Here is a 26,567-nt window from a genome sequence, read left to right as displayed (position 1 = left end):
AATCAAGGGGTGAACCCTGAACACCCCGAAGCGAGGTCAGCGCCGACGGAGCAACCCGAAGAGGGCGAACCGGAGCGCGGCGCACCCATCGGCCGCCGCGTCCTCCTCGGCACCCTCGGTCTCGGCGCCCTCGGCGTGGTCTCCGCGCCCGTGCTCCAGCGCGGCATGGAGGCGTTCCTCGGCGAGGCCGCCCAGAAGGACCCCACCGGTCTGACCGGCCTGCTCCCCAACGGCGGCGGCTTCCGCTACTACTCGGTGACGTCGTCCGTGCCCCGCAAGACCGCGAGGAACTACCGCCTCACCGTCGGCGGCCAGGTCGACAGACCCACCTCCTACACCCTCGCCGACCTGCGGGCCCTCCCACAGACCCGGATGGTCAAGGACGTCCAGTGCGTCACCGGCTGGCGGGTGCCGGACACCCCGTTCGAGGGCGTACGGCTCTCCGCGCTCCTGGACGCGGCCGGGGTGCGCTCCTCGGCGGGCGCGGTCCGCTTCACCTGCTTCGACGGGGCGTACAGCGAGAGCCTCACCCTGGAGCAGGCCCGTCGCGCGGACGTCCTGGTGGCCCTGCGGATGCAGGACAAGGACATCAGCCACCACCACGGCGGCCCGGTCCGGCTGTACGTGGCCCCCATGTACTTCTACAAGTCGGCCAAATGGCTCTCCGGCATCGAGGTCACGAAGGAGGTCGAGCCCGGCTACTGGGAGGAGCGCGGCTACGACATCGACGCCTGGGTCGGCCGGTCGAACGGGCGGGACGATGAACCCACTACTTGACGAGCCGCCCGTGCGGGAGACGGCCCGCGTCCGCCGCTTCACGGCCGCCGAACGCTGGATCCACCGCACCACGGCCGTGCTGATGGGCATCTGCGTGGCGACGGCGGCCTGCCTCTACGTCCCCGCCCTCGCCGAACTGGTCGGCCGCCGGGCCCTGGTGGTGACGGTCCACAAGTGGACGGGACTGCTGCTGCCCCTGCCGGTCCTCGCGGGCCTCGCCTCCCGGGCGTTCCGCGCGGACCTCGGCCGGCTGAACCGCTGGGGCCCGCACGACCGCGTCTGGCTCCGCGCCGCCCGCCGCCGCACCCCCGGCAGCCGCCCGGCGGCCAAGTTCAACGCCGGCCAGAAGCTCTACGCCTCCTGGATCGCGGGCGCCACCCTCGTCATGCTCGCCACGGGCCTGATGATGTGGTTCACCCACCTCACCCCCCTGATGTGGCGCACCAGCGCGACCTTCGTCCACGACTGGCTGGCCCTGACCATCGGCATCGTCCTGGGCGGCCACATCGGCATGGCCCTGGGCGACCCCGAGGCACGGCGGGGGCTGCGCACGGGTTCCGTGAGCCGGGAGTGGGCGGACAGCGAACATCCGCTGTGGCGGCCGTAGAGCCGGACACAGCGGATGCTCCCCGTCCGGACCAGGACAGGCCCGGTCCCGTACCGCCTAGATGATCAGCGACAACAGCAGCACGATCGCGCCCGCCACCACCGAGATGATCGTCTCCATCACCGACCAGGTCTTGATGGTCTGGCCGACGGTCATCCCGAAGTACTCCTTGACCATCCAGAACCCGGCGTCGTTGACATGGCTGAAGAAGAGCGAGCCGGCGCCGATGGCGAGGACGAGCAGGGCCGTGTGGGTCGTCGACATGTCCGCGGCGAGGGGGGCCACCAGGCCCGCCGCCGAGATCGTCGCGACCGTCGCCGACCCGGTCGCCAGCCGGATCGCGACCGCGATCAGCCAGGCCAGGACGAGCGCGGGGATGGACCAGTCCTCGGAGATCTCCAGGATCATCTGCCCGACCCCGGAGTCGATCAGCGTCTGCTTGAAGCCGCCGCCCGCGCCGACGATCAGCAGGATGCCCGCGATCGGCGCGAGGGACTTCTCGACGGTCGACCCGAGCCGCTCCTTGGTGAACCCGGCCGCCCGGCCGAGCGTGAACATGCCCACGAGCACCGCCGCGAGCAGCGCGATCAGCGGTGAGCCGGCCACGTCGAAGACCCGCTGCACCATGTTCTCGGGATCGTCCACGACGATGTCCACGAGCGCCTTGGCCAGCATCAGCACCACCGGCAGCAGCACGGTCGCGAGCGTCGCGCCGAATCCGGGCCGCTTCGCCAGCTCCTCCGAGGCGCGCGGCGGAATCATCCGCTCGGGCACCGGCACGTCCACCCAGCGGGCCGCGTACTTCGAGAACAGCGGCCCGGCGATGATCACGGTCGGTATCGCGACGACCAGGCCCAGCGCCAGCGTCACCCCCAGGTTGGCCCCCACGGCGTCGATGGCGACCAGCGGGCCGGGGTGCGGCGGGATCAGCCCGTGCATGACGGACAGACCGGCGAGGGCCGGGATGCCGATACGCATCAGCGAGTAGTTGCCGCGCTTGGCGACCATCAGCACGACCGGGATCAGCAGCACGATCCCGACCTCGAAGAACAGCGGCAGCCCGATCACGGAGGCGATCAGCACCATCGCCCAGGGCATCGCCCGCCCGCCGGCCTTCGCGAGGATCGTGTCGACGATCTCGTCGGCGCCCCCGGAGTCCGCCAGCAGCTTGCCGAGGATCGCACCCAGCGCGATGAGGACGCCCACCCCGGCCACGGTCGTCCCGAGCCCGGTGGTGAAGCTGACGATCGCCTTGTCCAGCGGCGCCCCGGCGAACGCGCCCAGCGCGAGCGAGCCGATGGTCAGCGCCAGGAAGGCGTGCACCTTGAACCTGGTGATGAGCACGACGATCACGGCGATGCCCGCCAGTACGGCGATGCCCAGCTGCGCGTGCCCCGCCGAGGTGATCGGCTCGACGGGGTCCGCTGCCAGCAGCTCGACGTTGAGTCTGGTCACGGTGATTCCTTGAAGGGGGGAGAAGGGGAGGGAGGGAAAGGAAGGCGACAGAGAGTTACGAGGCCGCCGGATCGGACTCCCGCAGCGCGGCGACCGCCCGCTCGGTGATCTCCTCGGGTGTGCCCGCCACACCGACCGTCACGCCCGCCTCGTCCGCCTGGAGCGGCTGCAGCGTGGCGAACTGCGAGTCGAGCAGCGCCGTCGGCATGAAGTGGCCCTGACGGTGGGACATCCGGTCCTCGATGAGCGCACGGTCACCGGCGAGGTGCACGAACACGACCCCCGGTGCGGCGGCCCGCAGCCGGTCCCGGTACGCCCGCTTCAGCGCGGAACAGCTGACCACCCCGCCGAGCCCGTCCCGGCCGTGGGCCCACGCGCCGATGGCGTCCAGCCACGGCCCCCGGTCCGCGTCGTCCAGCGGTGTCCCGGCCGACATCTTGGCGATGTTGGCCTCGGGGTGGAAGTCGTCGCCCTCGGCGTACGGAACGCCGAGCCGGGCCGCGAGCAGGGGACCGATCGTGGTCTTCCCGGTTCCTGCCACGCCCATCACCACGACGACATGAGGGGTACGCATCGCTACCTCGCTGTCTTCGTCGACATCTGAGACGTCACCCGACGTCGACGACACTGAAACCTATTAGGTACGACTAATTCAAGCCCTCGACCTAAATAAGTCTGACTTTTTCTTCACTCCTCGCTCCTCGTACCCTTCTCCCCATGACCACACCGGGCCGGGGGCTGCACGGCCGAGTACTCGACACCCTCGGACCGGCGATCACGGCGGGCGAGTACCCGCCGGGCAGCGTGCTGCGCACGGACGAACTCGCCCAGACCTTCGAGGTGTCCCGCTCGGTGATGCGCGAGGCGGTCCGGGTCCTGGAGTCCATGCACCTGGTCGAGTCCCGCCGACGGGTCGGTGTGATCGTCCGCCCGTCCGCCGAATGGAACGTCTACGACCCCCAGGTCATCCGCTGGCGGCTGGCCGGCGCGGACCGCCCCCGCCAGCTGCGGTCGCTGACCGTGCTCCGGGGCGCCGTCGAACCGATCGCCGCGGGCCTCGCCGCGCGCAACGCCACGGCCGAGCAGTGCGCCGCGATCACCGAGTGCGCCCTCGGCATGGTCGCCCACTCACGCGGCCACAAGCTGGAGGGCTACCTCCACCACGACGTCGCCTTCCACCGGCTGATCCTCGACGCCTCCGGCAACGAGATGTTCGCCCGCCTCGGCGATGTCGTCGAGGAGGTCCTCGCCGGACGCACCCACCACGCCGTCATGTTCGACGACCCCGACCCCGCCGCCGTCACCCTCCACGTCCAGGTCGCCGAGGCCATCCGCGCACGCGACACCACCCGCGCCGAGGAACTCACCCGGGAGATCACCGCGGGCGCCCTCCAGGAACTGGACATCCTGGCCCCCAACGGCCACACCCCGGCCGCCGGTTGACCCGGGCCTCCCGTACCGGGGGCCCTAGTCCTGCCCTAGTCCAGGAACTCCCCGTCCACGTACACCCAGGCCCCGTCCACCCGCTCGAACCGGCTCCGCTCGTGCAGCGAGCCACCGCGGAACGAGGCGCGGAAGGTGACCGTGCCGGTGGTGTGGAAGGCCGAGCCGTCCCGGGTGTCCAGGATCTCCAGGCCGGTCCAGCGCATCGTCGTGTCGAAGGCGACATCGGCGGGCCGCGTCCGGGGGTGCCAGCTGCGCAGCAGATACGCCTCGTCGCGGACGACGAAGGCGCTGAAGCGCGACCGCATCAGCGCCTCGGCGGTCGGCGCGGAGGCGCTCCCCGAGTGGTAGCGCCCACAGCAGTCCTCGTAGGCCTGCGGCAGCCCGCAGGGGCAGGTGCGCGGGGTCGGCGAGGAGACCCGGGAGGCTCCGCTCTTGGACCTGGCCTTGGAACCACTGCGACGCGACGACATGGCGGCCATTCTGCCCGCCCCGCGCACCCGGTCCCGCACGAACCCGTACCGACCCCACGTGGAAGCCGTACGAGGGCCGCCCGAAGAGGCCCTACGCCGGGCCCGTGTTCGTCGGCGGATAGGTCGGACGCGCCGGGAGCGTGGGCCCCTTCGGCGCGGGCAGTGGCGGCAGCGCGGGCTCCCGCAGCCAGGCCCGGAACAGGTCGTCCAGCGGCCCGTCCGCGTAGCGCCCCGCGTGCGCGGTGAAGCCGGCCGTGGTCACCGCGCCCCCGCGGTGCACGGTCGCCCAGCCGCGCAGCATCCGGAAGAACGCGTCGTCGCCGAGCGCACAGCGCACCGCGTGCACGGTCAGCCCCCCGCGCTCGTAGAGCCGGTCGTCGAACATCAGCTTGCGGCCCGGGTCGGCCAGCCGCAGGTCCTGGGGGAGCGCGGCGAGCTTCCGGTGCGCGGCGGCGGCCAGTTGATGCGCCGTACGGCCCCCGGACCGCTCCGACCACAGCCACTCCGCGTACTTGGCGAACCCCTCGTTCAGCCAGATGTGCCGCCAGTCGGCGATGGACACACTGTTGCCGAACCACTGGTGCGCCAGCTCGTGCGCCACCAGCCGCTCCGAACCCCGTGCCCCGTCCACGTGGTTGGCGCCGAACAGCGACAACCCCTGCGCCTCGACGGGGACATCGAGCTCCTCCTCGGTCACCACGACCGCGTACTCGCCGAACGGGTACGGCCCGAAGAGCTCCTCGAACAGCTCCATCATGGCGGGCTGCCGCGCGAAGTCCCGGGAGAACTCGGTGAGCAGATGGGCCGGGATGTGCCCGTGCTGCGGGATGCCACCGGGCCGCGGGTCGCCCAGCAGCACCGTCTGGTACTTGCCGATCGACAGCCCGACCAGATAGCTCGACGTCGGCGCCGACTGCTCGTACACCCAGGTCGTCGTGGACGCCTTCGTCGTACGGGTCAGCAGCCGCCCGCCCGCCACCACCTGGTACGCCGACGGCGTAGTGACCGAGATCTGGTACGCGGCCTTGTCGGCGGGCCGGTCGTTGCACGGATACCAGGACGGCGCTCCGACCGGCTGGCTCGCCACCAGCGCCCCGTCGGTCAGCTCCTCCCAACCGAGCCCGCCCCAGGGGCTGTTCACCGGCTTGGGATTGCCCGACCAGTGCACCTCGACCGTGAACGCGGCCCCCGGCCGGATCGGCTTCGCGGGCCGGATCCGCAGTCTGCCGCCCCGGTGCGAATAGTGCGGCGCCCGGCCGTCCACCCGCACCCGGCCGATCTTGAAGTCGGCGAGGTTCAGCTGGAACTCGGCGAGCGCGGCCCGGCCCGCTATGGCGTTGAGCCGCGCGGTGCCCGCCAGCCGGTTCGGCCCCGGCCGGTAGTCCACAGCCAGCTCGTACCGATGCACCCGGTAACGGGAATCGCCGTTCGCCGGGAAGTACGGGTCCGGACCCACTGACTGCTGAACCGCCACTGCCGCTTCTGCTCCCCGCTCCGCTCTCGTACGCCGTCCATCGTCCCCCGGGTCTCCCGACGCCGCACGAGCCGCGTTCAGCGGCGCCATGACTCGATCGGGTTGCCCAGCCACCGGGTGTCGTCGGGAACGGACTCCGCGGCCATGACCAGCGACGCCGGGCCCAAGGTGGTGCGGGCCCCGACCACGCTGCCGGGCAGGACGATTCCGCCCGGGCCCAAGGTGGCACCCTCACGGAGTTCAACAGTATCCGTCCGCAAGATCCGATCGTGGAAGAGGTGGGTCTGCAGGACGCACCCCCGGTTCACCGTGGCACCGTCGCCGAGGGTCACCAGGTCGGTCTCGGGTAGCCAGTAACTCTCGACCCACACCCCCTTGCCGATCCGCGCCCCGAGTCCGCGCAGCCACACGTTCAGCACCGGCGTCCCCGGCACCGACCCGGCCAGCCACGGCACGGCCAGCACCTCGACGAAGGTGTCCGCCAACTCGTTGCGCCACACGAAACCGCTCCACAGCGGGTGCTCACCCGTGCGGTGCCGACCCACGAGCACCCACTTCGCGACGATCGACACCAGACAGGCCAGCGCACCCACCCCGAGCAGCGCGACCCCGCCCAGCGGCCACGCCCAGCCGTCCAGCGCGCTCAGCGCCGCCACCGTCAGCAGCGCCAGCCCCGCCGAGCAGAACACCGGCACGATCCGGCACAGCTCCACCAGCGCCCGCGCCCACAGCAGCCGCGCCGGCGGCTCGTACGTCAGACTCTGGTCGCCGTCCGCCGCCGCCCGGGGCAGCCGCACCGGCGGCAGCCCCAGGTACGAGCTGCCCTTCTTGGCCTTCTTCGGCGTCGCCGACAGCACACCCACCAGCCCGCCGTCCGGCACGGAACGGCCCGGCGCGGTCATCCCGGAGTTCCCGAGGAACGCCCGCCGCCCGATCTCCGCCCGCCCGATCCGCAGCCAGCCACCGCCCAGCTCGTACGGCGCGGTCAGGGTGTCGTCCGCGAGGAACGCCCCGTCGCCCACCGTCGTCAGACTCGGCAGCGCGAGGACGGTCGACACTTCGGCGCCCTTTCCGATCCGCATCCCGAGCAGCCGCAGCCACACCGGCGTGACCAGCCCCGCGTACAGCGGGAACAGCGTCTGCCGCGACCGGTCCATCAGCTGCGTGACCGTCCACGCCTGCCAGCCGACCCGGCTGTGCGTCGGATGCGTGCCCTCCCGCAGCCCGAGACTCAGCAGCCGTACGGCGACGAGCAGCAGCAGCGCGTACGCCGCCCCGAACGCCAGCGTGGCCGGCACCAGCCCGAGCGCCGCACCCCGCATCGCCACGGCGAGCCCGGCGTCCGGGTCCACGAACAGAGTCAGCACGGCCAGCGCGGCGACCCCGGCGAGCACCGGCAGCGCGGTCAGCCCGACCCCGGTCACGCCGTACGACACCCGCCAGAACAGGCCACGCTGCGGCCGCTCCTTGGGCCAGTTCCGCTTCGCCTTGCCCAGCTTCACCGCCGGCGCCCCGGCCCAGCGCTGACCCGTGGGCACCTGCCCGGCGACCGCCGACCCGGGCGCCACCTCGGCCCGCTTGCCGACCCGGGCACCGGGCAGCAGCATGCTCCGCGTCCCGACGACCGCACCGGCGCCCACCTTGACGGACCCGATCTCCAGCCGGTCCCCGTCCAGCCAGTACCCGGAGAGGTCCACCTCGGACTCCACGGCGGCACCCCGCCCGAGCTTGAGCATCCCGGTCACCGGCGGCAGCGCGTGCAGATCGACCTCGGCCCCGACCTTGGCGCCCAGGGCACGGGCGTACCGTTCCAGCCACACCCCGGTCAGCGAGGTCGCCCCGCTGAACTCGGCCAGCCGCTCGGCCGCCCACAGCCGCAGATGCACCTTTCCACCGCGCGCGTACCGCCCCGGCTCGACGCCGCGCAGCAGCAGCCGCGCCCCGCCCGCCGCGATCGCCAGCCGCCCCGGCGGGGTGTAGAAGAGGACCGCCCCGGCCGCCACCGCCCACCAGGACGCGGTCGGCAGCCAGGCGTACGGCGTCAGCAGATTCCCGAGCGCCGCCAGCGGAACGATCCAGCGCAGCCCGAGCAGCGTGAACAGCGGGACGAGCAGCGCCAGCTGCACCACCCGTGCCCGCGCGGGCACGGGTGCCACGGCCCGGCTGGAACCGTCCTGCTCACCGGACTCCTCCAGATACCGGGCCAGCTTCCTGAGCGTGGGCCGCTGGTAGATGTCCACCACCGCGACACTCGGATACCGGGTGCGCAGCCGCGTCGTCAGCTGCGCGGCGCCCAGGCTGCCGCCGCCGATCGCGAAGAAGTCGTCCTGGGCACTGCCGACCGGGATGCCCAGCACCTCGGCCCACTGCTCGGCGAGCCACGCCTCGGTCCCGTACAGCTCCTCCGTCGGCCCAGCCTTCTCCAGATCCGCCAGCGGCCACGGCAGCGCGTTCCGGTCGACCTTCCCGGACGTCCGGGTCGGCAGCTCCGCCACCGGCGCCAGCAGCGGCACCAGCGCGGCCGGCAGCTCCGCCCGCAGCTTCTCCACCGCCGCCGCCTGGTCCCAGCCGTCCTGGGTGACCACATAGCCGACGAGCAGCTGGTTCCCGCTCCGCGCGGTCCGTACGGCCGCCGCGGCGCCCGCGACACCGGGCAGCGCCTGCAGGGCGGCGTCGACCTCGCCCAGCTCGATCCGCCGCCCGCCGAGCTTGATCTGCTCGTCGGCCCGCCCGAGGAAGACCAGCCCCTCGGGCTCGGCCTTCACCAGGTCACCACTGCGATAGGCGCGCTCCCAGCCCAGCGACTCCAGCGGCGCGTACTTCTCCGCGTCCTTCTCGGCGTCGAGATACCGCGCGAGCCCCACGCCACCGATCACCAGCTGCCCGCTGCCGCCCATCGGCACCGGCTCCCCGGCCTCGTCGACGACGGCCAGCTCCCACCCGTCGAGCGGCAGCCCGATCCGGATCGGCTCCTCGCCCGACATCAGCGCCGCACAGGCGACGACGGTGGCCTCGGTCGGCCCGTAGGTGTTCCAGACCTCGCGCCCCTCGGTGACCAGCCGCTGCGCCAGCTCCGGCGGGCAGGCCTCACCACCGAAGATCAACAGCCGTACGTCGTTGAGCGTCTCGGGCTCCCACAGCGCGGCCAGCGTCGGCACGGTCGACACCACCGTGATCTCCTGCTCGACCAGCCAGGGCCCCAGATCCGCACCGCTCCTGACCTGCGCACGCGGCACCGGCACCAGACAGGCCCCGTACCGCCAGGCCAGCCACATCTCCTCGCAGGACGCGTCGAAGGCCACGGAAAGACCGGCCATCACCCGGTCCCCGGGCCCGATCGGCTCCTCGGTCAGGAACAGCGCCGCCTCCGCGTCCACGAACGCGGCGGCACTGCGGTGGCTGACGGCCACACCCTTGGGCTTGCCCGTCGACCCGGAGGTGAAGATGATCCACGCGTCGTGCTCGACCCCGGGGCGGGAGGCGGGGGAGTCGGACGCGCCGTGCACGGTCAGTTCATGGTCGGCGCCGACGACGGCCCGCACCTCGGCCTCGCCGAACACCAGCTCGGCCCGCTCGTCGGGGTCCTCGGCGTCCACGGGCACATAGGCGGCCCCTGCGGCCAGCACCGCGAGGACGGCGACATACAGCTCGTTGGTGCCCGACGGCACCCGCACCCCGACCCGGTCCCCGAGCCCCACTCCGGCGGCTCCCAGCCGTCGCCGCAGGTCCTCGACCTCGACCGCCAGCGCGCGATAGGTCAGCCGCCGCTTCCCGTCGTCCAGCGCGGGCTCGTCCGGATACGACCGCACCGACGCCTCGAAGACATCGACGAGGGTGCGCGGCGACGCCGCCGGACCGGCCGTGAACCGCGCCGCCCCGCCGAACCCCCCGGCACCCTCCGCCAACTCTCCGTCGAGCAGCGTCAGGTCAGGACTCTCGTATACGGCGGCCATCGGATCCTCGCCTCTCGAACCCGGACCATCCGGGGGCGCCGACGGACCCACAGGTCTGCCTGGGGATATTTCCGTACCGGCACCGAACAAGCCCAATACTGTAGTGCTCGGGTGACTACGGCCTGTCGTGTCGGCCAAGCGGGGGCGACCTCCGGGCGACCCGGAGGGGTGAGGGGAAGGGCCTTGACCTGGGGTTTTGCCGGTGGGGAGAGACGTCGCCCACATTTCGTCAGTGTAACGCGAGAAGGCCGCGACCCTGGGGTCGCGGCCTTCGCCACTGAGTGTCCGAGGGGGGACTTGAACCCCCACGCCCGATAAAGGGCACTAGCACCTCAAGCTAGCGCGTCTGCCATTCCGCCACCCGGACAAGGTGTCTGTCGTGCGGGGTCCTCCCCGCGGCGACGAGGAAAACATTACCAGGCTTTCCGGGGCCCCCGATCACACCCCGTTCCGGTCACGGACGGGCGTGAACGGCGTGTGACGGGCTGGTCCCGGTCTTGGGGCGGGAGGCCGGGCAGGAGGAGGATGAGGGGGAACCACCAGCAGCGACAGCGGGAGGAACCAGCGTGAGTGAGACGGACACGGGCAGGCACGTGACCGGCGAGGACGAGGTCGTCGACCTCTGCCGCGAGCTGATCCGGATCGACACCAGCAACTTCGGCGACCACTCGGGCCCGGGGGAGCGCAAGGCCGCCGAGTGGGTCGCCGAGAAGCTGGCCGAGGTGGGTCTGGAACCGAAGATCTTCGAGTCGCACCCGGGCCGCGCCTCCACGGTGGCCCGCATCGAGGGCGAGGACCCGTCCCGGCCCGCGCTGCTCATCCACGGCCACACCGACGTCGTCCCGGCCAACGCGGCGGACTGGACCCACCACCCCTTCTCCGGCGAGGTCGCGGACGGCTGTGTGTGGGGCCGGGGCGCGGTCGACATGAAGGACATGGACGCGATGACGCTGGCGGTCGTCCGCGACCGGCTGCGCAGCGGCCGCAAGCCCCCGCGCGACATCGTGCTCGCCTTCCTCGCCGACGAGGAGGCCGGCGGCACGTACGGGGCCAAGCATCTCGTCAAGAACCACGCCGATCTCTTCGAGGGCGTCACCGAGGCGATCAGCGAGGTCGGCGGGTTCTCGTTCACGGTGAACGAGCAGCGGCGGCTCTATCTGATCCAGACGGCTGAGAAGGGCATGCACTGGATGAAGCTCACCGTGGCCGGTACGGCGGGCCACGGGTCGATGATCCACCGGGACAACGCCATCACCGAGCTGTCGGAGGCCGTCGCCCGCCTCGGCCGCCACCAGTTCCCGGTCCGGGTCACCAAGACCACCCGGGCCTTCCTCGACGAACTCGGCGACGCGCTCGGCACCACGCTCGACCCGGAGGACATGGAGGGCACCCTCGCGAGGCTCGGCGGTATCGCCAAGCTGATCGGCGCGACCCTGCGCAACACCGCCAACCCGACGCAGCTCGGCGCCGGCTACAAGGTCAACGTCATCCCGGGCGAGGCCACCGCCCATGTCGACGGGCGGTTCCTGCCGGGCTTCGAGGAGGAGTTCCTCGCCGACCTCGACAAGATCCTCGGCCCAAAGGTGCGGCGCGAGGACGTGCACTCCGACAAGGCGCTGGAGACCTCCTTCGACGGGGCGATCGTCGACGCCATGCAGTCCGCGCTGCTCGCCGAGGACCCGGCCGCGAAGGCGGTCCCCTACATGCTCTCCGGCGGTACGGACGCCAAGTCCTTCGACGACCTCGGCATCCGCGGCTTCGGTTTCGCGCCGCTGAAGCTGCCGCCGGAGCTGGACTTCGCGGGCATGTTCCACGGCGTGGACGAGCGGGTGCCGGTCGAGGGGCTGAAGTTCGGCGTCCGTGTGCTCGACCGTTTTATCGACGCGTCCTGAACTGTTCGGCACTTATTCGGTCGCACGTGCGGAGATCAACCGTGACGGGTGAATCCGACCATAAGCTCGTAGCTCCATTACTCCCTCCTCGTTACAGGTGATGTGACTCGCTACTTGGGGTCGCTTTGCCAACAAGGAGGAATAATGCTCAAGAAGGTCGTCGCCGCTGCGGCTGCCACCGGTGGTCTGGTTCTCGCGGGCGCGGGTCTGGCCGTCGCCGACGCCGGGGCTCAGGGTGCCGCCGTCGGCTCCCCGGGTGTCGCGTCCGGCAACGTCGTCCAGGTGCCGGTTCACGTGCCCGTGAACGTGTGCGGCAACACGATCTCGGTGATCGGGCTGCTGAACCCCGCCTTCGGCAACACCTGCATCAACAAGTGACGTTGTGCCTCACCAGGTGAGGGTCTGAAATAACCGTCGGCCCCGGAGTGCGCGCCATGCACTCCGGGGCCGATCGGTATCCCGGCAAGGTGTAAAAGATCAGAACATAGGGCTAAGGCAGGTAATTCAGCAATGCGACAGGTCACCCGCAAAGGCCTCATGACGGTGGCGGCCGCGTCCGGAGTCCTCGCCGCTGCGGGCGGTGGCGCGGCGCACGCCGACGCCGGCGCGCAGGGCTCCGCCACCCATTCCCCCGGCGTGCTCTCCGGCAACACCGTGCAGGCGCCGGTGGAGGCCGAGGTCAACGTCTGCGGCAACACGGTGAGCGTCGTCGGACTGCTCAACCCGGCGGCAGGCAACAAGTGTTCCAACGGCGGAGGCGGCAAGCACGCCCGCGGCGGCGGGTACGGCGACGCAGGTCATGGTTCGTCCGGCTCCTCGCACGGCGGCTCCCAGGCCTCCGGTCACGCCAGTGACTCGCCGGGCGTGGCGTCCGGCAACCACATCCAGGTCCCGGTGCACGTACCGGTCAACGTCTGCGGCAACAGCGTCAACGTCCTCGGCGTCGGCAACCCCGCCACCGACAACGACTGCTACAACGGCGGCGGCGGCCACGGCGACGGCGGCTACGGCTCCTCGCACGGCGGCTCCCAGGCGGACGGCCACACCAGTGGCTCGCCGGGTGTCGGCTCCGGCAACACCGTGCAGGTCCCGGTCGACGTACCGGTCAACCTGTGCGGCAACACCGTCAGCGTGATCGGCGTCGGCAACGGCGTCTTCGGCAACGACTGCGGGAACCCGGGCGGCGGAGGGGCGCCCGAGACCCCGGACGGTGGCCACCAGAACCCGCCGGGCGACTCCGAGGAGGCGTCCCCGCAGGTCCCGACCAAGCCGGTCCAGCCGGGCAAGCCCGACGGTGAGGTCTCCCGGGGGGACACCAACACCCCGGGCACGCAGAGCGTCAGCCGGCCCGACGGTGCCGCGCAGCTCGCCCAGACCGGCGCCGAACTGCCGCTGGGGCTCGCGCTCCCGGTGGGCGCGGGCGCACTGATCGGGGGCGCGCTGATCTACCGCAAGGCGCGGGCCGCGGCCCTGTAGCGCCTGTCCGGCACCCGCGAACGGAGCGGGCCCCGCACCTGCGGGGCCCGCTCCGTTTCAGCTCCGCCCACTCACCACGTGGCGCGCACCTGGCGGATGATCCGTCGGCGCAACCGCACCCTGCGGCTGCCGTCACGCAGCAGGCTCAGTCGGTCCAACTCCCAGTGTCCGTACTCGGCATGGTCCGTCAGCAGGCGTGTGGCGTCCTTGCGGGAGACCCCGCGCGGTACGTACACGTCGACAAATTCGTATTCCGGCATCGGTATCTATTGTGCGGGCTGGGGCCCGGTACGGATAGCGTCTGCACTATGTCTGATGCTGCGCAGCCCACCGCTGCCGAGGTACGCGCCGCCGCCGAGGCGGTCAAGACCGCGCTCGACCGCCACCTGGCCGCGGTCGAACGCCGGTCGGGTGAGGACGACCCGGCCGTCTACGAAGCGTTCAACGAGCTGGCCGCCGCCGCCGAGGAGTACGACGAACTGCTCTACGACCGCTACGACGAGGTCACTCCCTTCGAGATCCCCGGCACCGAGGACATGCCGCCGTACACCGGACCCGGGGAGCCGGGCGCGCTCAGCGTGCTGATCCGCCGGGACTACACGGTGGCCGAGCCGCAGCGGCTGCTGGCGCAGGCACAGCGGGTGGAGGCCGCGGAGGAACCGGCGGCCGCCGCGGCCGGTGGGGCGGCCGACACGGTGCACGGGGCGCTGGGGCTGCTGTTCGGTGAGTTCGAGCCGGACGAGATCGCCTCCCGGCACAAGGAGTTCGGCCTCGAAGAGGGCGACTCCACGCTCTGGGTGACCGCCGCGGACGACACCGCCGAGCCGGGGGAGTGGCTGGAGGCGCCCTTCGACCAGGTCGACGCGCAGCGGGTGGTCTGCCGCTTCGACGTCAGCGCGGTCTTCGACGACGACGCGGAGGACGACGACCTCGACGACGACGTCGCGCTCGTGGTGGGGCTGGACGAGGACGAGGACCTGGAACCGCTGGACGCGGATCGGTAGCGAGGGGTGGGGATCGGGCGCCTCATAGACGGGCCCGGTCCCCCAGCTGCGGGCAGTCGTGCCGCTGGGGCGGCACGGGTGGGCGCAGGCGGCACCTCGTCGCGCCGAGTTGCGCAGCCCACCTCTGCTCGGCCCCAGCTCACCGCACTGTCAATCGGCCGCCGGGACCTGGGCTTTCAGCAGCGCCGGCAATCGGGTCGTGCGCGGCTTCGCCGGGGTCTCGGCGACCGCGTGGGGCAGGGCCTGCTCCACCCCGTGCACCACGGACAGGTGCCGCTCGGCCCGGCCGAACGCCGTGTAGACCCAGGGCCGGGTGAGCAGCTGCGCCGCGTCCCCCGGCAGCACCACGACCACGGCCGGCCACCGCTGCCCGACCGCCTGGTGCGCGGTCAGCGCCCACCCGTGCCGCACACTCTGCTCGACCCGCTCCTTCGGCACGACGACGGCAAGACCCGCGCACTCCAGATGCAGCCCCTCGGCGTCGGCCTTCACCACACGGCCCGGCGTCGTACGCCCCGGCGCGGGGGAGTAGGCCACACGGTCCCCCGGGTCGAACCCGCCGAACCGCCCTGGCCCGGGGTTGAGCCGCTCCTTGAGCGCGGCGTTGAGCGCCCGCGTCCCGGCCGCGCCCCCGTGCCCGGGGGTGATCACCTGCACCTGCTCGGCCGTGACCCCGAACGCCCTCGGCACCGAGTCCACGACGAGCTGCGCGGTCCGGTGCACCGCCTCGCCCGCGTCCCGCACCGGCACGATCACGACCTCCTTGCCGGGCGCGTCGACCTGGTTCAGCTCCCCGATCCCGATCCCGGAGACCAGCTCGCCGATGGGCCCGAAGTCGGGGGTCCGCGAGGCGACCTGCGGGCAGGTGCGGGCGGCGAGCAGATCGGCGAAGACCCGCCCCGGCCCGGCGGACCACAGCACCCCCGGGTCGCCGCTGAGCACCAGCCGGGCCCCGTCGGGCAGCGACTCGGCGACCAGGGCGGCGGTCTCCACGTCCAACTGGGGCGCGTCGAGCACCACGAGCAGATCGAGGTCGAGCGCGCCGTCCGCGTCCCGGCCGGGCCCCTCGGCACCGGAGAGCAGCCCGGCGAGGGTCGCCACGGCGGAGTCGGCGCCCTCCTCGGCGCCCTCCTCGGCGTCGCCCTCGGCGGAGCCCAGCAGCGCGGCGAACCGGCGTCCGCCGTCCGCGCTGTGCGTCGCCGCGTACGCCCGCAGTCCGAGCGCCCGGGCGGCCGTGACCAGCGCCGCCGGCTCCGCGCGGGCCGCCTCGCCGCCGGTGTGCAGCACGAGCCCGTGCCCGGCGACGGCGCGGATCAGCTCGGCCGCGGCACGCGGCGCGGAAGCGGCTGCCGATTCCCAGTCGGCCGGGTCCTCCTTGGGCAGGGAGTTCACGACCCGGGCGAGCCCGTCGGCGAGACTCTCCTCGGCGAGGGCGTAACGCTCCAGGCCGATGAGGACCCGGACCGGGCGCTCCTCCTCCGCCTCGTCGTCCCCCGCGTCGGAGCCGGTGTCCGCGGGGGCGGACCGTGGCGCGTGCGGGGCGTCGTCGAGGGCGTCCTGGAAGATCAGGGCCTCGCCCTCGGCGACGGTGCTCTGGACGGCCTCGTCCGGGTCGGGCACGGCCCGCTGGGCGAGCGCGGCGACCAGGGCCGGGGCTTCCAGCGCCGTGTGACCTGCGACGGCCGCCTGCTCCAGCAGCCATACGGTGACCGCCCGGCCGCGCCGCTCGTCGTCCGGGCCGCACTCCGCGCCGAGCAGCGCCCGCGCGAACCCGTCCGCCTGCTCCGGCCGTACGCCCGGAACCCGCAGCAACTGCCAGGGATCCTCGCGCAGTCCGACTCCCGCGCCCTCACCGAGTGCCTCGGCGACCTGGGGCACCAGCGCCTCGGGGGCACCGCCCTCGGCCAGCACCGCGCGCACCGCCTCGACGGTCTCGCCCGAGGGGGCGGCCGCACCGGCCGCGGACGCCATGGGCCGGGGCTGGCGCACCGGCTCCGGCGCGGGCCGACGCGGTGTGGGCTCCGGATCGCGGAACGCGGTGGCCGTGGGCTTCTGGCCGCCCTCCACGGCCCGTACGGCGGCCAGCAGATCGGCGGCCGTCCCGCTGAGCTTGGCCCCGCTCGTGATCGGCGCCGCCTTCTCCGCCTTCCGCCGCTCGATCCGCTCCCGCTCCAGCCGCTGAGCCGCCAACTCGGCCTGTGCCTCGGAGACTTCGGGCGCGGCTTCGGAGGCGGTGCCGGTGGCGGCGGCCTCGGCGCTGCCCTCCTCGGTGGTGCCCTCCTCGGCGGTGCCGTCCTCGGTGGTCTCGGTGGCGTCCGTGCTCTCCGGGGACTCGCCGTCCGTCACCGCCGAGTCCCCGGCACCGGGCGCGGTGGTGCCGTCGGTCGGCGTTCCGTCGCCCCGTCCCCCCGGCTCGTCCGGCTCCGTGGTCGCGGGCTCCGTGCTCACAGCGTGCTCCAGTCGTGATCGGGATAGCGGTGCACGGGCGCCGACACATCGTCGAGGGCCCGGCAGATCTCGTCAGGAAGACTAAGGGTCTCCACTGACAATGCCCCGGTGAGCTGCAGTGCGTTGCGCGCGCCGATGATGGGCGCGGCCACTCCGGGCCGGTCGCGCACCCAGGCGAGGGCCACCTGGATCGGGGTCACGGCGAGACCGTCCGCGGCGGTCTGCACCGCGTCCACGATGCTGGTCGCCGTGTCGTCGAGGTACGGCGCGACGAACGGCGCCATGTGCTCCGAGCCGCCTCGGGAGTCCGGGGGTGTGATGTGGCGGTACTTGGCGGTCAGCACCCCCCGGCCCAGCGGTGAGGAGGGGAGCAGACCGATGCCCAGGTCCAGCGCGGCGGGCAGCACCTCGCGCTCGACGCCGCGCTGCAGCAGGGAGTACTCCAGCTGCGTACTGGCCAGGCGGGTGCGTATGCCGGGGGCCGCGAGCTGCCAGGTGGCCGCCTTCGCGAGCTGCCAGCCGCAGAAGTTGGAGACGCCGGCGTAGCGGGCCCGGCCGCTGCTGACGGCCAGGTCGAGGGCCTGGAGCGTTTCGTCCAGCGGGGTTTCGGGGTCGTAGGCGTGGATGTGCCAGACGTCGACGTAGTCCGTGCCCAGACGGGCGAGGGAGGCGTCCAGGGCGGCGAGGAGATGGCCCCGGGAGCCGTCGAAACGGCGGTCGGGGTCCGGGACGCTGCCGGCCTTCGTGGAGATGACCAGGTCGCGGCGGGGCACCAGCCCGTCCATCAACTGCCCGAGCAGATACTCCGCTTCGCCGTCCCCGTACACGTCGGCGGTGTCGACGAGGTTGCCGCCCGCCTCCCAGAACACCTTCAACATGTCCGCGGCGTCATGCTCGTCCGTGTCGCGGCCCCATGTCAGGGTGCCGAGCCCGATCCGGGACACGCGCAGGCCGGTACGGCCGAGATGCCTCTGCTCCATGAACGCCGACATTACTGGCCACGGTTCGCCACGTGGGTGCCTGTGGATAACCGATTTCCACAGGGAGCCGCGCGTTGAACGCGGCCGAGGGGGCGGGGCCGTGGGGCGAGTGCGGCTGGGTGGGGGTTGGTCGCGCCGTTCCCCGCGCCCCTTGAAAGGGCCTGCGGCCCGTCGAGACCGGCCCGCAGGGCCGTCTTGAGGGGCGCGGGGAACCGCGCGATCAGCCACAACCCACCCGCACCCGCCACACAACGCCCGCCACCCGAGCTCCGACGCGGCAGCGCCCGGTAGGGTCGGCGGGACAAAGACGTTACTGATCGGTAAGGGGAAGGCTGGTCTATATGAAGCTCGGGATCAACCTCGGCTACTGGGGCGCCGGAATGGACGCGGACAATCTGGCCGTGGCCCAGGAGGCCGACCGGCTGGGCTACGCGGTGTGCTGGGCGGCGGAGGCGTACGGCTCGGACGCCGCCACCGTGCTCAGCTGGGTCGCCGCCAAGACCGAACGCATCGACGTGGGCTCGGCCATCTTCCAGATCCCCGCCCGCCAGCCCGCGATGACCGCGATGACCGCCGCCACCCTGGACTCGCTCTCCGGCGGCCGTTTCCGGCTCGGCCTCGGCGTCTCCGGACCGCAGGTCTCCGAGGGCTGGTACGGCGTCAAGTTCGACAAGCCGCTCGCCCGCACCCGCGAGTACGTGGAGATCGTCCGCAAGGCGATGACCCGCGAGCGCCTGTCGCACGACGGCGAGCACTGGACGCTGCCGCTGCCCGGCGGCCCCGGCAAGCCGCTGAAGCTGACCGTGCACCCCACCCGTGAGCACATCCCGCTGTACATCGCCGCGATCGGCCCGAAGAACCTGGAGCAGACCGGCGAGATCGCCGACGGCGCCCTGCTGATCTTCCCCTCGGCCGCGCACCTGGAGGACACGGCGATCACATACCTGCGGGCGGGCCGGGAGAAGGCAGGCAAGACCCTCGACGGGTTCGACGTCTGCCCGACCCTGCCGCTCGCGGTCGGCGACGACAAGGACGTCACGACGCTCGCCGACACCTTCCGCCCGTACACCGCGCTGTACGTCGGCGGCATGGGCAGCCGCAAGCAGAACTTCTACAACCAGCTCGCCCAGCGCATGGGCTACGAGAAGGAGGCCGCCGAGATCCAGGACAAGTACCTGGCCGGCGACAAGGCGGGGGCCGCGGCGGCCATCCCGCACGAGCTGATCGACCAGACCACGCTGCTCGGCTCGGTGGAGCGCATCGCCGACCGGATGAAGGCCTACGCCGCGGCCGGTGTCACCACCCTCACCCTCGCCCCGGCCGGCTTCACCCTGGACGAGCGGATCGCCTCGCTCCGGGCCGGCACGGAGGCCATGGAGCTGGCCGGACTCGCGTAACCCGAACGGCGCAACGGCCGACGAGAGCCGGAACCGGGCCGGAGAAGCCCGGAGAAAAGCGCTACGGCCGTGGTGGGGGCTCGGGGGTCCACCCCGCCACGGCCGTCACCGGGGACAACGCGGCACGGCCTGTCCGGTTACGCCCCCGCGCCGCCCCGGTCTCCTTCGTTCGGCGGATTTGTCCGACACAGCTGTTGCCCGGCTCCTGGTACCCCATTTGACTCGTTTTCTGCAGGCCCCTGCCAGGCCCCCTGCAGAGAGGTGTCTTCCGATGCTTTCGGCCAAGAGTCTGTTCCAGGAGATCATCGACGACGACGAGTCGTTCCGGCTGTTCTGTTCCATCGCCGCCAGCGGGGAGACGCAGGGCGGCTGGGAGAACGCGCGCATCGCCGCGCTCGTCCCGCCGAGCGAGCGCGCGCTCGCCCCCAAGATCACCCGCCACGGCGCCGACGAGGACAAGCACGGGCGGATCTTCAACGCCCTGATGAAGAAGCGCGGCCTCCAGCCCGTGGAGGTCCCGACCGAGACCGACTACACCATGCTCCTCGAACGCCGCGGTATCGGTCTCGCGCACGAGAAGCTCAAGGCCGACCAGCCCCTCACGGAGCGGGACATCATCGTCTACCTGTCCCACAGCCGGGTCACCGAACAGCGGGCCGCCGACCAGATGGTGATGCTCCGCAAGCACTTCGAGACCCACCCCGAGATCGGCAAGGCCGTCCGGATGATCTCCGACGACGAGGACAACCACCTCGCCTACACCCACGAGGAACTGCTGCGCCACGCCGCCGCCGGACACGGCCGCCTCATCCAGAAGACCCTGCGCGAGTGCGCCCTCGCGGAGATCGCCGTCTACCGGGACGTCAGCCTCGCCGTCATGGACCGCATGGGACGCATCCTGGGCTGGCCGAGGGCCAAGGCCGCCGTCCTCGCCGCCGGCATCCACGCCGTGTACGCCTACGAGCGGGCCCTCGGCTGGCGCCGCATGGTCACCCTGGAGATGCCGGAACGCCGCGACGCCCTGGGCGGCCCGGCGACGACGGCCCCCGAGTTCGCCTGAGGCACGACACACGACACGAGCCCGCACGCGCGCGTGGAGCACGGAGACGCTCCGCGCGCGTGTGCGGGCCTCCGCGCCCCTTTCGCATCAGCCCTCCTACAGCCAGCCCCGGCGCTTGAAGAGCCGGAACACCAGCACCTCCGTCAGGACCATCAGCGCCATCAGCGCCGGGTACGACCAGACCCAGCGCAGTTCGGGCATGTGCTCGAAGTTCATGCCGTACACACCGGCGGCCATGGTCGGGATCGCGGCCATGGCCGCCCAGGCCGAGATCTTCCGCATGTCGTCGTTCTGGCGGACGCTCATCTGCGCCAGATGCGCGGAGAGGATGTCGGAGACGAGGCGGTCCAGGCCCTCGACGGACTCGTTGACGCGGGTGAGATGGTCGTTGACGTCGCGGAAGAAGGGCTGCGCCTTCTCGTCGACGAAGGGCACCGTGAGGCCGGAGCCGCCGGTGCCCGACAGCCGGACGAGCGGTGCGGCCAGCGGGCCGGTGGCCCGGCGGAACTCCAGTACCTGGCGTTTGAACGTGTAGATGCGGGACGCCGTGTTCCGGGAGCCGCCGACGTCCGGGGAGAAGACCTCCGCCTCCAGTTCCTCCAGGTCGGTCTGGAGTTCGGTCGCCACCTCCAGATAGTGGTCGACGGTGGCGTCCGTGATCGCGTACAGCACGGACGTGGGCCCCTTGCCGAGCAGTTCGGGCTCCTGCTCCAGGCGGCGTCGTACGACGCCCAGGGGTGAGCCCTCGCCGTGGCGGACGGTCACGACGAAGGCGTGGCCGAGGAAGACCATCACCTCGCCGGTGCTCACGGTGTCACTGGACGGCTCGTACACGACCGGTTTGAGGACCATGAACAGCGAGTCGTCGTACACCTCCAGCTTGGGCCGCTGATGCGCCTTCAGGGCGTCCTCCACGGCCAGCGGATGCAGCGCGAACTCCTCGGTGACCAGCGCGAACTCCTTCTCCGACGGCTCGTGCAAGCCGATCCACACGAAGCCGCCGGAGGCGCGGGCGGCGGCCAGGGCGTCGGAGAGGTCGTCGGGGCCCTCGGTCCGGCGCCCGTCGTGGTAGACGGCGCAGTCGACGATCACAGGGAGTTCCTTTCACAGCTGCCTTGTCCACAGCGGGCTTGTCCACAGGGGCCTTGTCCACAGGGCCGGGGAGGCCGCCGGGGCAGGCGTCTACGCTGGGGCCCATGCCCACGTTGATCCTTGTCCGGCACGGACGTTCCACCGCCAACACCGAGGGAGTGCTCGCCGGGTGGACCCCCGGGATCGCACTCGACGAACGCGGCACCGCGCAGGCCGCGGCGCTGCCCGGCCGGCTCGCCGCGCTGCCGATCGCCGAGGTGGTGAGCAGCCCGCTCCAGCGCTGCCAGGAGACGATTCGCCCCCTGCTCGACGCCCGGCCGGGGCTCACCGCGCACACCGACGAGCGCATCGGCGAGTGCCACTACGGCGACTGGTCCGGCCGCAAGCTCGCCGAGCTGACGGGCGAGCCGCTGATGGAGGTCGTACAGACCCATCCGACGGCCGTCGAGTTCCCCGGCGGCGAGTCGATGCGGGCGATGCAGCACCGGGCCGCGGAGGCGGTGCGGGAGTGGAACGCGCGCGTGGAGCGTGAGCACGGGGCCGACGCCGTGTATCTGATGTGTTCGCACGGCGACATCATCAAGTCGCTCGTCGCGGACGCACTCGGACTTCATCTGGACCTCTTCCAGCGGATCTCTGTGGAACCGTGTTCCATCACCGCGATCCGTTACACACGACTCAGGCCGTTTCTCGTCCGTCTCGGCGACACCGGGGACTTCTCGTCCCTGGCGCCGCGCGAGCAGCCCCCGAGCGGTGACGCGACCGTCGGGGGCGGTGCGGGAGCACCGTGATCGTCAACCGCAGTAGGGTGAAGCGGTCGCGGCGGAGCTGAACCAGTCAGCAACCGACGCGGCCGGTCCCGACGTCGATTCCAATGGAGACAGGACGTGTCCCGTCAGGTGTTCCTCTACGACCCCCCGGACCGCTTCGTGGCCGGTACGGTCGGGCTGCCCGGGCGCCGGACCTTCTTCCTGCAGGCCTCCTCCGGGCAGCGTGTCACCAGCGTCGCGCTGGAGAAGACCCAGGTCGCCGCGCTCGCCGAGCGCATGGACGAACTGCTCGACGAGGTCGTACGGCGCAGCGGCGGCAGTGCCGCGGTACCGGCCGTCGCCCCCACCGAGGTGTCGGACACGGCGCCGCTGGAGACCCCCGTCGAGGAGGAGTTCCGGGTCGGCACCATGGCGCTGGCCTGGGACGGCGACGAGGAGCGCATGATCGTCGAGGCCCAGGCCCTGGTGGAGCTGGACGCCGACTCCGAGGAGGATCTGGCCGAGGCGGAGGAGCGGATGCTCCAGGACGAGGAGAACGGCCCGCCGATGCTCCGCGTCCGCCTCACCGGCTCCCAGGCCCGTGCCTTCGCCAAGCGCGCCCTCGACGTCGTCAACGCGGGGCGTCCACCGTGCCCGCTGTGCAGTCTGCCGCTCGATCCGGAGGGACACGTATGTCCGCGCCAGAACGGATACCGGCGCGACGCGTGACCTCCGCCGCCGAGTCACCGTCGCCTGCCGGGGCCCCCGCCGAGCCGTCCGACGGCTCCCTCGTCGCGCTGCTCGCCGAGGGCGAGTTGACCGTACGGGGGCAGGTGCGGGAGGCGTCCAACGCGGTGCTCTACTGCACGGTCTCGCACGCGGGGCGGGAAGCCGCCTGTGTCTACAAGCCCGTCGCCGGGGAGCGGCCCCTGTGGGACTTCCCCGACGGGACGCTCGCGCAGCGGGAGGTCGCCGCGTACGAGGTGTCCGAGGCGACCGGCTGGGGGCTCGTGCCGCCCACCGTGCTGCGGGACGGGCCGTACGGCGAGGGCATGTGCCAGCTGTGGATCGAGGGCGAGGCCGGGTCCGAGCTCCTCGCCCTCGTCGAGGGCGAGGAGGCAGGGGAGGGCTGGAAGGCGGTCGGGTTCGCGGAGGTCGGGGACGGGGAGACCGCGCTGCTCGTGCACGCCGACGACCGGCGGCTGCGGCGGCTCGCCGTGCTGGACGCGGTCGTCAACAACGCGGACCGCAAGGGCGGGCATCTGCTGCCGGCCGCCGAGGGGCGCCTCTACGGCATCGACCACGGAGTGACGTTCAACGTCGAGAACAAGCTGCGGACGCTGCTCTGGGGGTGGGCCGGGGAGCCCCTCACCGAGGAGGCCGTCGCGGTGCTGGAGCAGCTGCGCGAGGCCCTCGGCGAGGGCGGGGCACTGGCCGCCAGGCTAGTCGCGTTGATCACACCGGCCGAGCTGGACGCCACGCGAGAGCGGGTGGCCGAGCTGCTGAAGACCGGCCGTCACCCCCAGCCCAGCGGCGACTGGCCGGCCATCCCCTGGCCCCCGGTCTGACGGTGCAAGTCTGGGGGCCGCGCCCCGTAAAGGGGCGCGGGGAACTGCGCGATCAGCCACGTACCCGCCGCGGCCGCCAGACAGCGCGTACCCCCGAGTGCACAGGCGCCCGGCATAGGTGCGCAGCGATCGGGTTAGGCTCGTGACATGCATGCCTGGCCCGCTTCTGAGGTCCCCGCCCTGCCCGGCAAGGGCCGCGACCTTCGGATCCACGACACCGCGACCGATGGGCTCATCACCCTTGACCCCGGTCCCGTCGCCCGTATCTACGTCTGCGGCATCACCCCGTACGACGCGACCCACATGGGTCACGCGGCGACCTACAACGCGTTCGACCTCGTCCAGCGCGTGTGGCTCGACACCAAGCGGCAGGTTCACTACGTCCAGAACGTGACGGACGTCGACGACCCCCTGCTGGAGCGGGCCGCGCGCGACTCCATCGACTGGGTGGCCCTCGCCGAGAAGGAGACCGCCCTCTTCCGCGAGGACATGACCGCCCTGCGGATGCTCCCGCCGCGCCACTACATCGGCGCGGTCGAGGCCATCCCCGGCATCGTCCCGCTCGTCGAACGGCTCCGTGACTCCGGCGCCGCGTACGAACTCGAAGGCGACATCTACTTCTCCGTCGAGGCCGACCCCGACTTCGGCAAGGTCTCCCGCCTCGACGCCGCCACGATGCGGCTGCTCTCCGCCGAGCGCGGCGGTGACCCGGAGCGCGTCGGGAAGAAGAACCCCCTCGACCCGATGCTCTGGATGGCCGCGCGCGAGGGCGAGCCCAGCTGGGACGGCGGCTCCCTCGGCCGGGGCCGCCCCGGCTGGCACATCGAGTGCGTCGCCATCGCCCTGGACCACCTCGGCATGGGCTTCGACGTCCAGGGCGGCGGCTCCGACCTCGCCTTCCCGCACCACGAGATGGGCGCCTCCCACGCCCAGGCGCTGACCGGCGAGTTCCCCATGGCCAAGGCGTACGTCCACGCCGGCATGGTCGCGCTGCACGGCGAGAAGATGTCGAAGTCCAAGGGCAACCTGGTCTTCGTCTCCGCGCTGCGCCGCGACGGGGTCGACCCGGCCGCGATACGGCTCGCGCTCCTCGCCCACCACTACCGGGCCGACTGGGAGTGGACCGACCAGGTGCTCCAGGACGCCGTCGACCGCCTCGGCCGGTGGCGTGCCGCCGTCTCCCGGCCCGACGGACCGCCCGCCGAGGCCCTCGTCGAGGAGCTACGCGAGGCCCTCGCGAACGACCTGGACGCGCCGGCCGCGCTCGCCGCGGTCGACCGCTGGGCCGCGCTCCAGGAGGAGCGGGGCGGTACGGACGAGGGCGCGCCCGGCGTCGTGTCACGTGCCGTGGACGCGCTCCTCGGTGTGGCCCTGTGAGCCGGCTGAGGCCACGGCTTCTGAAGTAACGACTCTGCACATGAGGGCAGGGCAGTGGGGCGCCTTCTCCGGCACCGGAGAAGGCGCCCTTTCCTCGTCAGCCGTCCGGTACCGGACGGCACGCCATCAACCCACGCAGAAGCTGCCCCGGGGCTGTCAAGGCGCTGTCGGTCGATGATCGAAGGGCTGCGGGGCCGGTCGGCATGTGATGGCATGACAGACGTCAGTTGAAGCCGGACCGGCCAGCTGCCGGTCCCTTCGTGAAAGGGACGCACCGTGGCACCCCCGCAACCCCCGCATCCCGCGCAGTCCCCGCATTCCGCGTCATCCCCCGCCCCCCGTCACCTCAGCCGGCGCAGACTGCTCACGACGTCCGCCGCCACCGCGGGCGCGCTGCTCGTCGGGTCCTCGGCGGCGGCGACCGCCTCGGCCCCGTCCGCCGCCTCCCGATCCGCCTCCGAGGGCACCTGGCCCGACCTCATCCCGCTGCCCAACGGCTTCCGCCCCGAGGGCATCACCATCGGCGCCGCCCCCTACGCCTACCTGGGCTCCCTCGGCGACGGCTCGATCTACCGCGCCGACCTGCGCACCGGAGAGGGCCGCATCATCTCGGCGGGCCCCGGTACACCCTCCGTGGGGCTCAAACTCGACGACCGGGGACGGCTGTTCGTCGCCGGACGCGGTCAGGGCGCCCGGGTGGTGGACGCTCGTACCGGCCGGATCATCGCCTCGTACACGCTCACCACGAAGACGCCGACCTTTGCCAACGACGTCTTCCTCACGCCGGGGGCCGCCTGGTTCACCGACTCGTTCCAGCCCGCCCTGTACGCCCTGCCGCTGGGCCGCCACGGCGGTCTGCCGGACCCGGACGAGGTCGTCACGGTCACGCTGAGCGGTGCCTGGAGCCAGACCCCCGGCGAGGTCGTCAACGCCAACGGCATCACCCGCACCCCGGACGGCAAGGCGCTCCTGGTCGTCCAGTCCGGCGCGGGCGGACTCCACCGGGTCAACCCGAGGACGGGTGTCACGACCCTCGTCGACCTGGGCGACGCGGCACCCCTCACCAACGGCGACGGCCTGTTGCTCCTCGGCCGGCGGCTCTACGTCGTCCAGAACCGCCAGAACGCGGTCGACGTGTTCCAGCTCGCCACCGACGGCCGCAGCGGCATCTTCGAGGGCCGCCTCACCGACGCCGACTTCGACGTCCCGACGACGGCGGCGGCCCACAAGAACCGCCTCTACCTCCCCAACGCCCGCTTCACCACGACTCCGACGCCGGACACGACGTATGCGGTAGTGGCGATCAAACGCTGAGCACTCGGTAACTCCGGGCCACTTCCCC

General features: G+C 72.2%; 23 protein-coding genes and 1 tRNA gene. 14 read left to right on the top strand and 10 right to left on the bottom strand.

Going from position 1 to position 26,567, the window contains the following annotated elements:
* The first annotated feature begins 9 nt into the window (after window positions 1–9).
* Window positions 10–777, top strand: a complete 768-nt coding sequence (locus ACZ7MG_RS35515) for a molybdopterin-dependent oxidoreductase (RefSeq protein ID WP_471389211.1) — start codon at window positions 10–12, stop codon at window positions 775–777.
* Complete coding sequence (locus tag ACZ7MG_RS35510; protein WP_471389214.1) at window positions 761–1,384, top strand: cytochrome b/b6 domain-containing protein; 624 nt, start codon at window positions 761–763, stop codon at window positions 1,382–1,384. Before ACZ7MG_RS35515 ends, ACZ7MG_RS35510 begins: the two co-directional genes overlap by 17 nt.
* Before the next feature lie 57 nt (window positions 1,385–1,441).
* Here ACZ7MG_RS35510 and ACZ7MG_RS35505 read toward each other — a convergent pair whose 3' ends face one another.
* Both ACZ7MG_RS35505 and ACZ7MG_RS35500 read right to left on the bottom strand, forming a co-directional pair.
* Complete coding sequence (locus tag ACZ7MG_RS35505) at window positions 1,442–2,839, bottom strand: GntP family permease (RefSeq protein WP_471389217.1); 1,398 nt, start codon at window positions 2,837–2,839, stop codon at window positions 1,442–1,444.
* A 55-nt stretch (window positions 2,840–2,894) separates the two neighbouring features.
* Window positions 2,895–3,413: a gluconokinase gene (locus tag ACZ7MG_RS35500; protein ID WP_471389219.1), complete on the bottom strand. Its 519-nt coding sequence runs from the start codon at window positions 3,411–3,413 to the stop codon at window positions 2,895–2,897.
* Between the two features lie 143 nt (window positions 3,414–3,556).
* On the opposite strand from ACZ7MG_RS35500, the gene ACZ7MG_RS35495 reads away from it, so the two are divergent.
* Window positions 3,557–4,282, top strand: a complete 726-nt coding sequence (locus ACZ7MG_RS35495) for a FadR/GntR family transcriptional regulator (RefSeq protein WP_471389221.1) — start codon at window positions 3,557–3,559, stop codon at window positions 4,280–4,282.
* A gap of 35 nt (window positions 4,283–4,317) precedes the next feature.
* On the opposite strand, the gene ACZ7MG_RS35490 is transcribed toward ACZ7MG_RS35495, so the two are convergent.
* From ACZ7MG_RS35490 to ACZ7MG_RS35475, 4 genes are all read right to left on the bottom strand, one after another.
* Entirely contained in the window at window positions 4,318–4,755 is a 438-nt protein-coding gene (locus tag ACZ7MG_RS35490) for a YchJ family protein (RefSeq protein ID WP_471389224.1), read from the bottom strand.
* Between the two features lie 91 nt (window positions 4,756–4,846).
* Window positions 4,847–6,229, bottom strand: coding sequence for a M1 family metallopeptidase (locus ACZ7MG_RS35485; RefSeq protein ID WP_471389226.1), 1,383 nt, complete (start codon window positions 6,227–6,229; stop codon window positions 4,847–4,849).
* Between the two features lie 77 nt (window positions 6,230–6,306).
* Window positions 6,307–10,182, bottom strand: a complete 3,876-nt coding sequence (locus ACZ7MG_RS35480; protein WP_471389229.1) for a Pls/PosA family non-ribosomal peptide synthetase — start codon at window positions 10,180–10,182, stop codon at window positions 6,307–6,309.
* 282 nt (window positions 10,183–10,464) lie between these two features.
* Window positions 10,465–10,549, bottom strand: a tRNA-Leu gene (locus ACZ7MG_RS35475).
* Between the two features lie 199 nt (window positions 10,550–10,748).
* On the opposite strand from ACZ7MG_RS35475, the gene ACZ7MG_RS35470 reads away from it, so the two are divergent.
* From ACZ7MG_RS35470 to ACZ7MG_RS35460, 3 genes are all read left to right on the top strand, one after another.
* Window positions 10,749–12,074: a M20/M25/M40 family metallo-hydrolase gene (locus ACZ7MG_RS35470; protein ID WP_391804523.1), complete on the top strand. Its 1,326-nt coding sequence runs from the start codon at window positions 10,749–10,751 to the stop codon at window positions 12,072–12,074.
* Between the two features lie 144 nt (window positions 12,075–12,218).
* Window positions 12,219–12,452 carry a chaplin ChpH gene (gene chpH, locus ACZ7MG_RS35465; RefSeq protein ID WP_033531632.1) on the top strand — a complete coding sequence of 78 codons (234 nt, stop codon included), beginning with the start codon at window positions 12,219–12,221 and terminating at the stop codon, window positions 12,450–12,452.
* Window positions 12,453–12,584: 132 nt separating this feature from the next.
* Complete coding sequence (locus ACZ7MG_RS35460; RefSeq protein ID WP_471389233.1) at window positions 12,585–13,550, top strand: chaplin; 966 nt, start codon at window positions 12,585–12,587, stop codon at window positions 13,548–13,550.
* Window positions 13,551–13,621: 71 nt separating this feature from the next.
* Here ACZ7MG_RS35460 and ACZ7MG_RS35455 read toward each other — a convergent pair whose 3' ends face one another.
* Entirely contained in the window at window positions 13,622–13,810 is a 189-nt protein-coding gene (locus ACZ7MG_RS35455; RefSeq protein WP_005485166.1) for a DUF5703 family protein, read from the bottom strand.
* A gap of 48 nt (window positions 13,811–13,858) precedes the next feature.
* Here ACZ7MG_RS35455 and ACZ7MG_RS35450 point away from each other — a divergent pair, with 48 nt between their 5' ends.
* Window positions 13,859–14,554, top strand: coding sequence for a hypothetical protein (locus ACZ7MG_RS35450; protein WP_471389237.1), 696 nt, complete (start codon window positions 13,859–13,861; stop codon window positions 14,552–14,554).
* Between the two features lie 150 nt (window positions 14,555–14,704).
* Here the strand turns inward: ACZ7MG_RS35450 and ACZ7MG_RS35445 are convergent, their stop codons facing one another.
* Both ACZ7MG_RS35445 and ACZ7MG_RS35440 read right to left on the bottom strand, forming a co-directional pair.
* Window positions 14,705–17,002, bottom strand: coding sequence for a helix-hairpin-helix domain-containing protein (locus tag ACZ7MG_RS35445; RefSeq protein WP_471389240.1), 2,298 nt, complete (start codon window positions 17,000–17,002; stop codon window positions 14,705–14,707).
* Window positions 16,999–17,982, bottom strand: a complete 984-nt coding sequence (locus tag ACZ7MG_RS35440) for an aldo/keto reductase (protein ID WP_471389243.1) — start codon at window positions 17,980–17,982, stop codon at window positions 16,999–17,001. Before ACZ7MG_RS35440 ends, ACZ7MG_RS35445 begins: the two co-directional genes overlap by 4 nt.
* A gap of 341 nt (window positions 17,983–18,323) precedes the next feature.
* Here ACZ7MG_RS35440 and ACZ7MG_RS35435 point away from each other — a divergent pair, with 341 nt between their 5' ends.
* The gene (locus ACZ7MG_RS35435) at window positions 18,324–19,379 is read left to right on the top strand and encodes an LLM class F420-dependent oxidoreductase (protein WP_471389245.1); all 1,056 of its coding nucleotides are present in this window, start codon (window positions 18,324–18,326) and stop codon (window positions 19,377–19,379) included.
* Between the two features lie 271 nt (window positions 19,380–19,650).
* Window positions 19,651–20,439: a ferritin-like domain-containing protein gene (locus ACZ7MG_RS35430; protein ID WP_471389247.1), complete on the top strand. Its 789-nt coding sequence runs from the start codon at window positions 19,651–19,653 to the stop codon at window positions 20,437–20,439.
* Between the two features lie 96 nt (window positions 20,440–20,535).
* Here the strand turns inward: ACZ7MG_RS35430 and ACZ7MG_RS35425 are convergent, their stop codons facing one another.
* Window positions 20,536–21,531 carry a magnesium and cobalt transport protein CorA gene (locus ACZ7MG_RS35425; RefSeq protein ID WP_471389249.1) on the bottom strand — a complete coding sequence of 332 codons (996 nt, stop codon included), beginning with the start codon at window positions 21,529–21,531 and terminating at the stop codon, window positions 20,536–20,538.
* Window positions 21,532–21,635: 104 nt separating this feature from the next.
* Here ACZ7MG_RS35425 and ACZ7MG_RS35420 point away from each other — a divergent pair, with 104 nt between their 5' ends.
* The 5 genes from ACZ7MG_RS35420 (at window position 21,636) to ACZ7MG_RS35400 (ending at window position 26,539) form a co-directional block, all read left to right on the top strand.
* A complete protein-coding gene (locus tag ACZ7MG_RS35420) occupies window positions 21,636–22,322 on the top strand; it encodes a histidine phosphatase family protein (RefSeq protein ID WP_471389251.1) in 687 nt (228 codons plus the stop codon).
* 96 nt (window positions 22,323–22,418) lie between these two features.
* Complete coding sequence (locus ACZ7MG_RS35415) at window positions 22,419–23,009, top strand: DUF3090 domain-containing protein (RefSeq protein WP_152167665.1); 591 nt, start codon at window positions 22,419–22,421, stop codon at window positions 23,007–23,009.
* Complete coding sequence (locus ACZ7MG_RS35410) at window positions 22,973–23,848, top strand: SCO1664 family protein (protein WP_471389254.1); 876 nt, start codon at window positions 22,973–22,975, stop codon at window positions 23,846–23,848. Before ACZ7MG_RS35415 ends, ACZ7MG_RS35410 begins: the two co-directional genes overlap by 37 nt.
* 147 nt (window positions 23,849–23,995) lie before the next feature.
* Window positions 23,996–25,225, top strand: coding sequence for a cysteine--1-D-myo-inosityl 2-amino-2-deoxy-alpha-D-glucopyranoside ligase (gene mshC, locus ACZ7MG_RS35405; protein WP_471389257.1), 1,230 nt, complete (start codon window positions 23,996–23,998; stop codon window positions 25,223–25,225).
* Window positions 25,226–25,501: 276 nt separating this feature from the next.
* Window positions 25,502–26,539: an SMP-30/gluconolactonase/LRE family protein gene (locus ACZ7MG_RS35400; RefSeq protein ID WP_471389259.1), complete on the top strand. Its 1,038-nt coding sequence runs from the start codon at window positions 25,502–25,504 to the stop codon at window positions 26,537–26,539.
* The last annotated feature ends 28 nt before the right edge of the window (window positions 26,540–26,567 follow it).

The organism is Streptomyces sp. NPDC107538 (assembly GCF_055657445.1).
The sequence above is the reverse complement of the archived record's forward strand: the minus strand, read 5'-3'. Positions and strand labels throughout refer to the sequence as shown.

Bases quoted from the DNA above. Each gene is read 5' to 3' on its own strand.
- ACZ7MG_RS35510 (WP_471389214.1), top strand. From the start codon at position 761: ATGAACCCACTACTTGACGAGCCGCCCGTGCGGGAGACGGCCCGCGTC.
- ACZ7MG_RS35500 (WP_471389219.1), bottom strand. From the start codon at position 3,413: ATGCGTACCCCTCATGTCGTCGTGGTGATGGGCGTGGCAGGAACCGGG.
- ACZ7MG_RS35495 (WP_471389221.1), top strand. From the start codon at position 3,557: ATGACCACACCGGGCCGGGGGCTGCACGGCCGAGTACTCGACACCCTC.
- ACZ7MG_RS35490 (WP_471389224.1), bottom strand. From the start codon at position 4,755: ATGTCGTCGCGTCGCAGTGGTTCCAAGGCCAGGTCCAAGAGCGGAGCC.
- ACZ7MG_RS35480 (WP_471389229.1), bottom strand. From the start codon at position 10,182: ATGGCCGCCGTATACGAGAGTCCTGACCTGACGCTGCTCGACGGAGAG.
- chpH (WP_033531632.1), top strand. From the start codon at position 12,219: ATGCTCAAGAAGGTCGTCGCCGCTGCGGCTGCCACCGGTGGTCTGGTT.
- ACZ7MG_RS35460 (WP_471389233.1), top strand. From the start codon at position 12,585: ATGCGACAGGTCACCCGCAAAGGCCTCATGACGGTGGCGGCCGCGTCC.
- ACZ7MG_RS35455 (WP_005485166.1), bottom strand. From the start codon at position 13,810: ATGCCGGAATACGAATTTGTCGACGTGTACGTACCGCGCGGGGTCTCC.
- ACZ7MG_RS35450 (WP_471389237.1), top strand. From the start codon at position 13,859: ATGTCTGATGCTGCGCAGCCCACCGCTGCCGAGGTACGCGCCGCCGCC.
- ACZ7MG_RS35440 (WP_471389243.1), bottom strand. From the start codon at position 17,982: ATGGAGCAGAGGCATCTCGGCCGTACCGGCCTGCGCGTGTCCCGGATC.
- ACZ7MG_RS35435 (WP_471389245.1), top strand. From the start codon at position 18,324: ATGAAGCTCGGGATCAACCTCGGCTACTGGGGCGCCGGAATGGACGCG.
- ACZ7MG_RS35430 (WP_471389247.1), top strand. From the start codon at position 19,651: ATGCTTTCGGCCAAGAGTCTGTTCCAGGAGATCATCGACGACGACGAG.
- ACZ7MG_RS35420 (WP_471389251.1), top strand. From the start codon at position 21,636: ATGCCCACGTTGATCCTTGTCCGGCACGGACGTTCCACCGCCAACACC.
- ACZ7MG_RS35410 (WP_471389254.1), top strand. From the start codon at position 22,973: ATGTCCGCGCCAGAACGGATACCGGCGCGACGCGTGACCTCCGCCGCC.
- mshC (WP_471389257.1), top strand. From the start codon at position 23,996: ATGCATGCCTGGCCCGCTTCTGAGGTCCCCGCCCTGCCCGGCAAGGGC.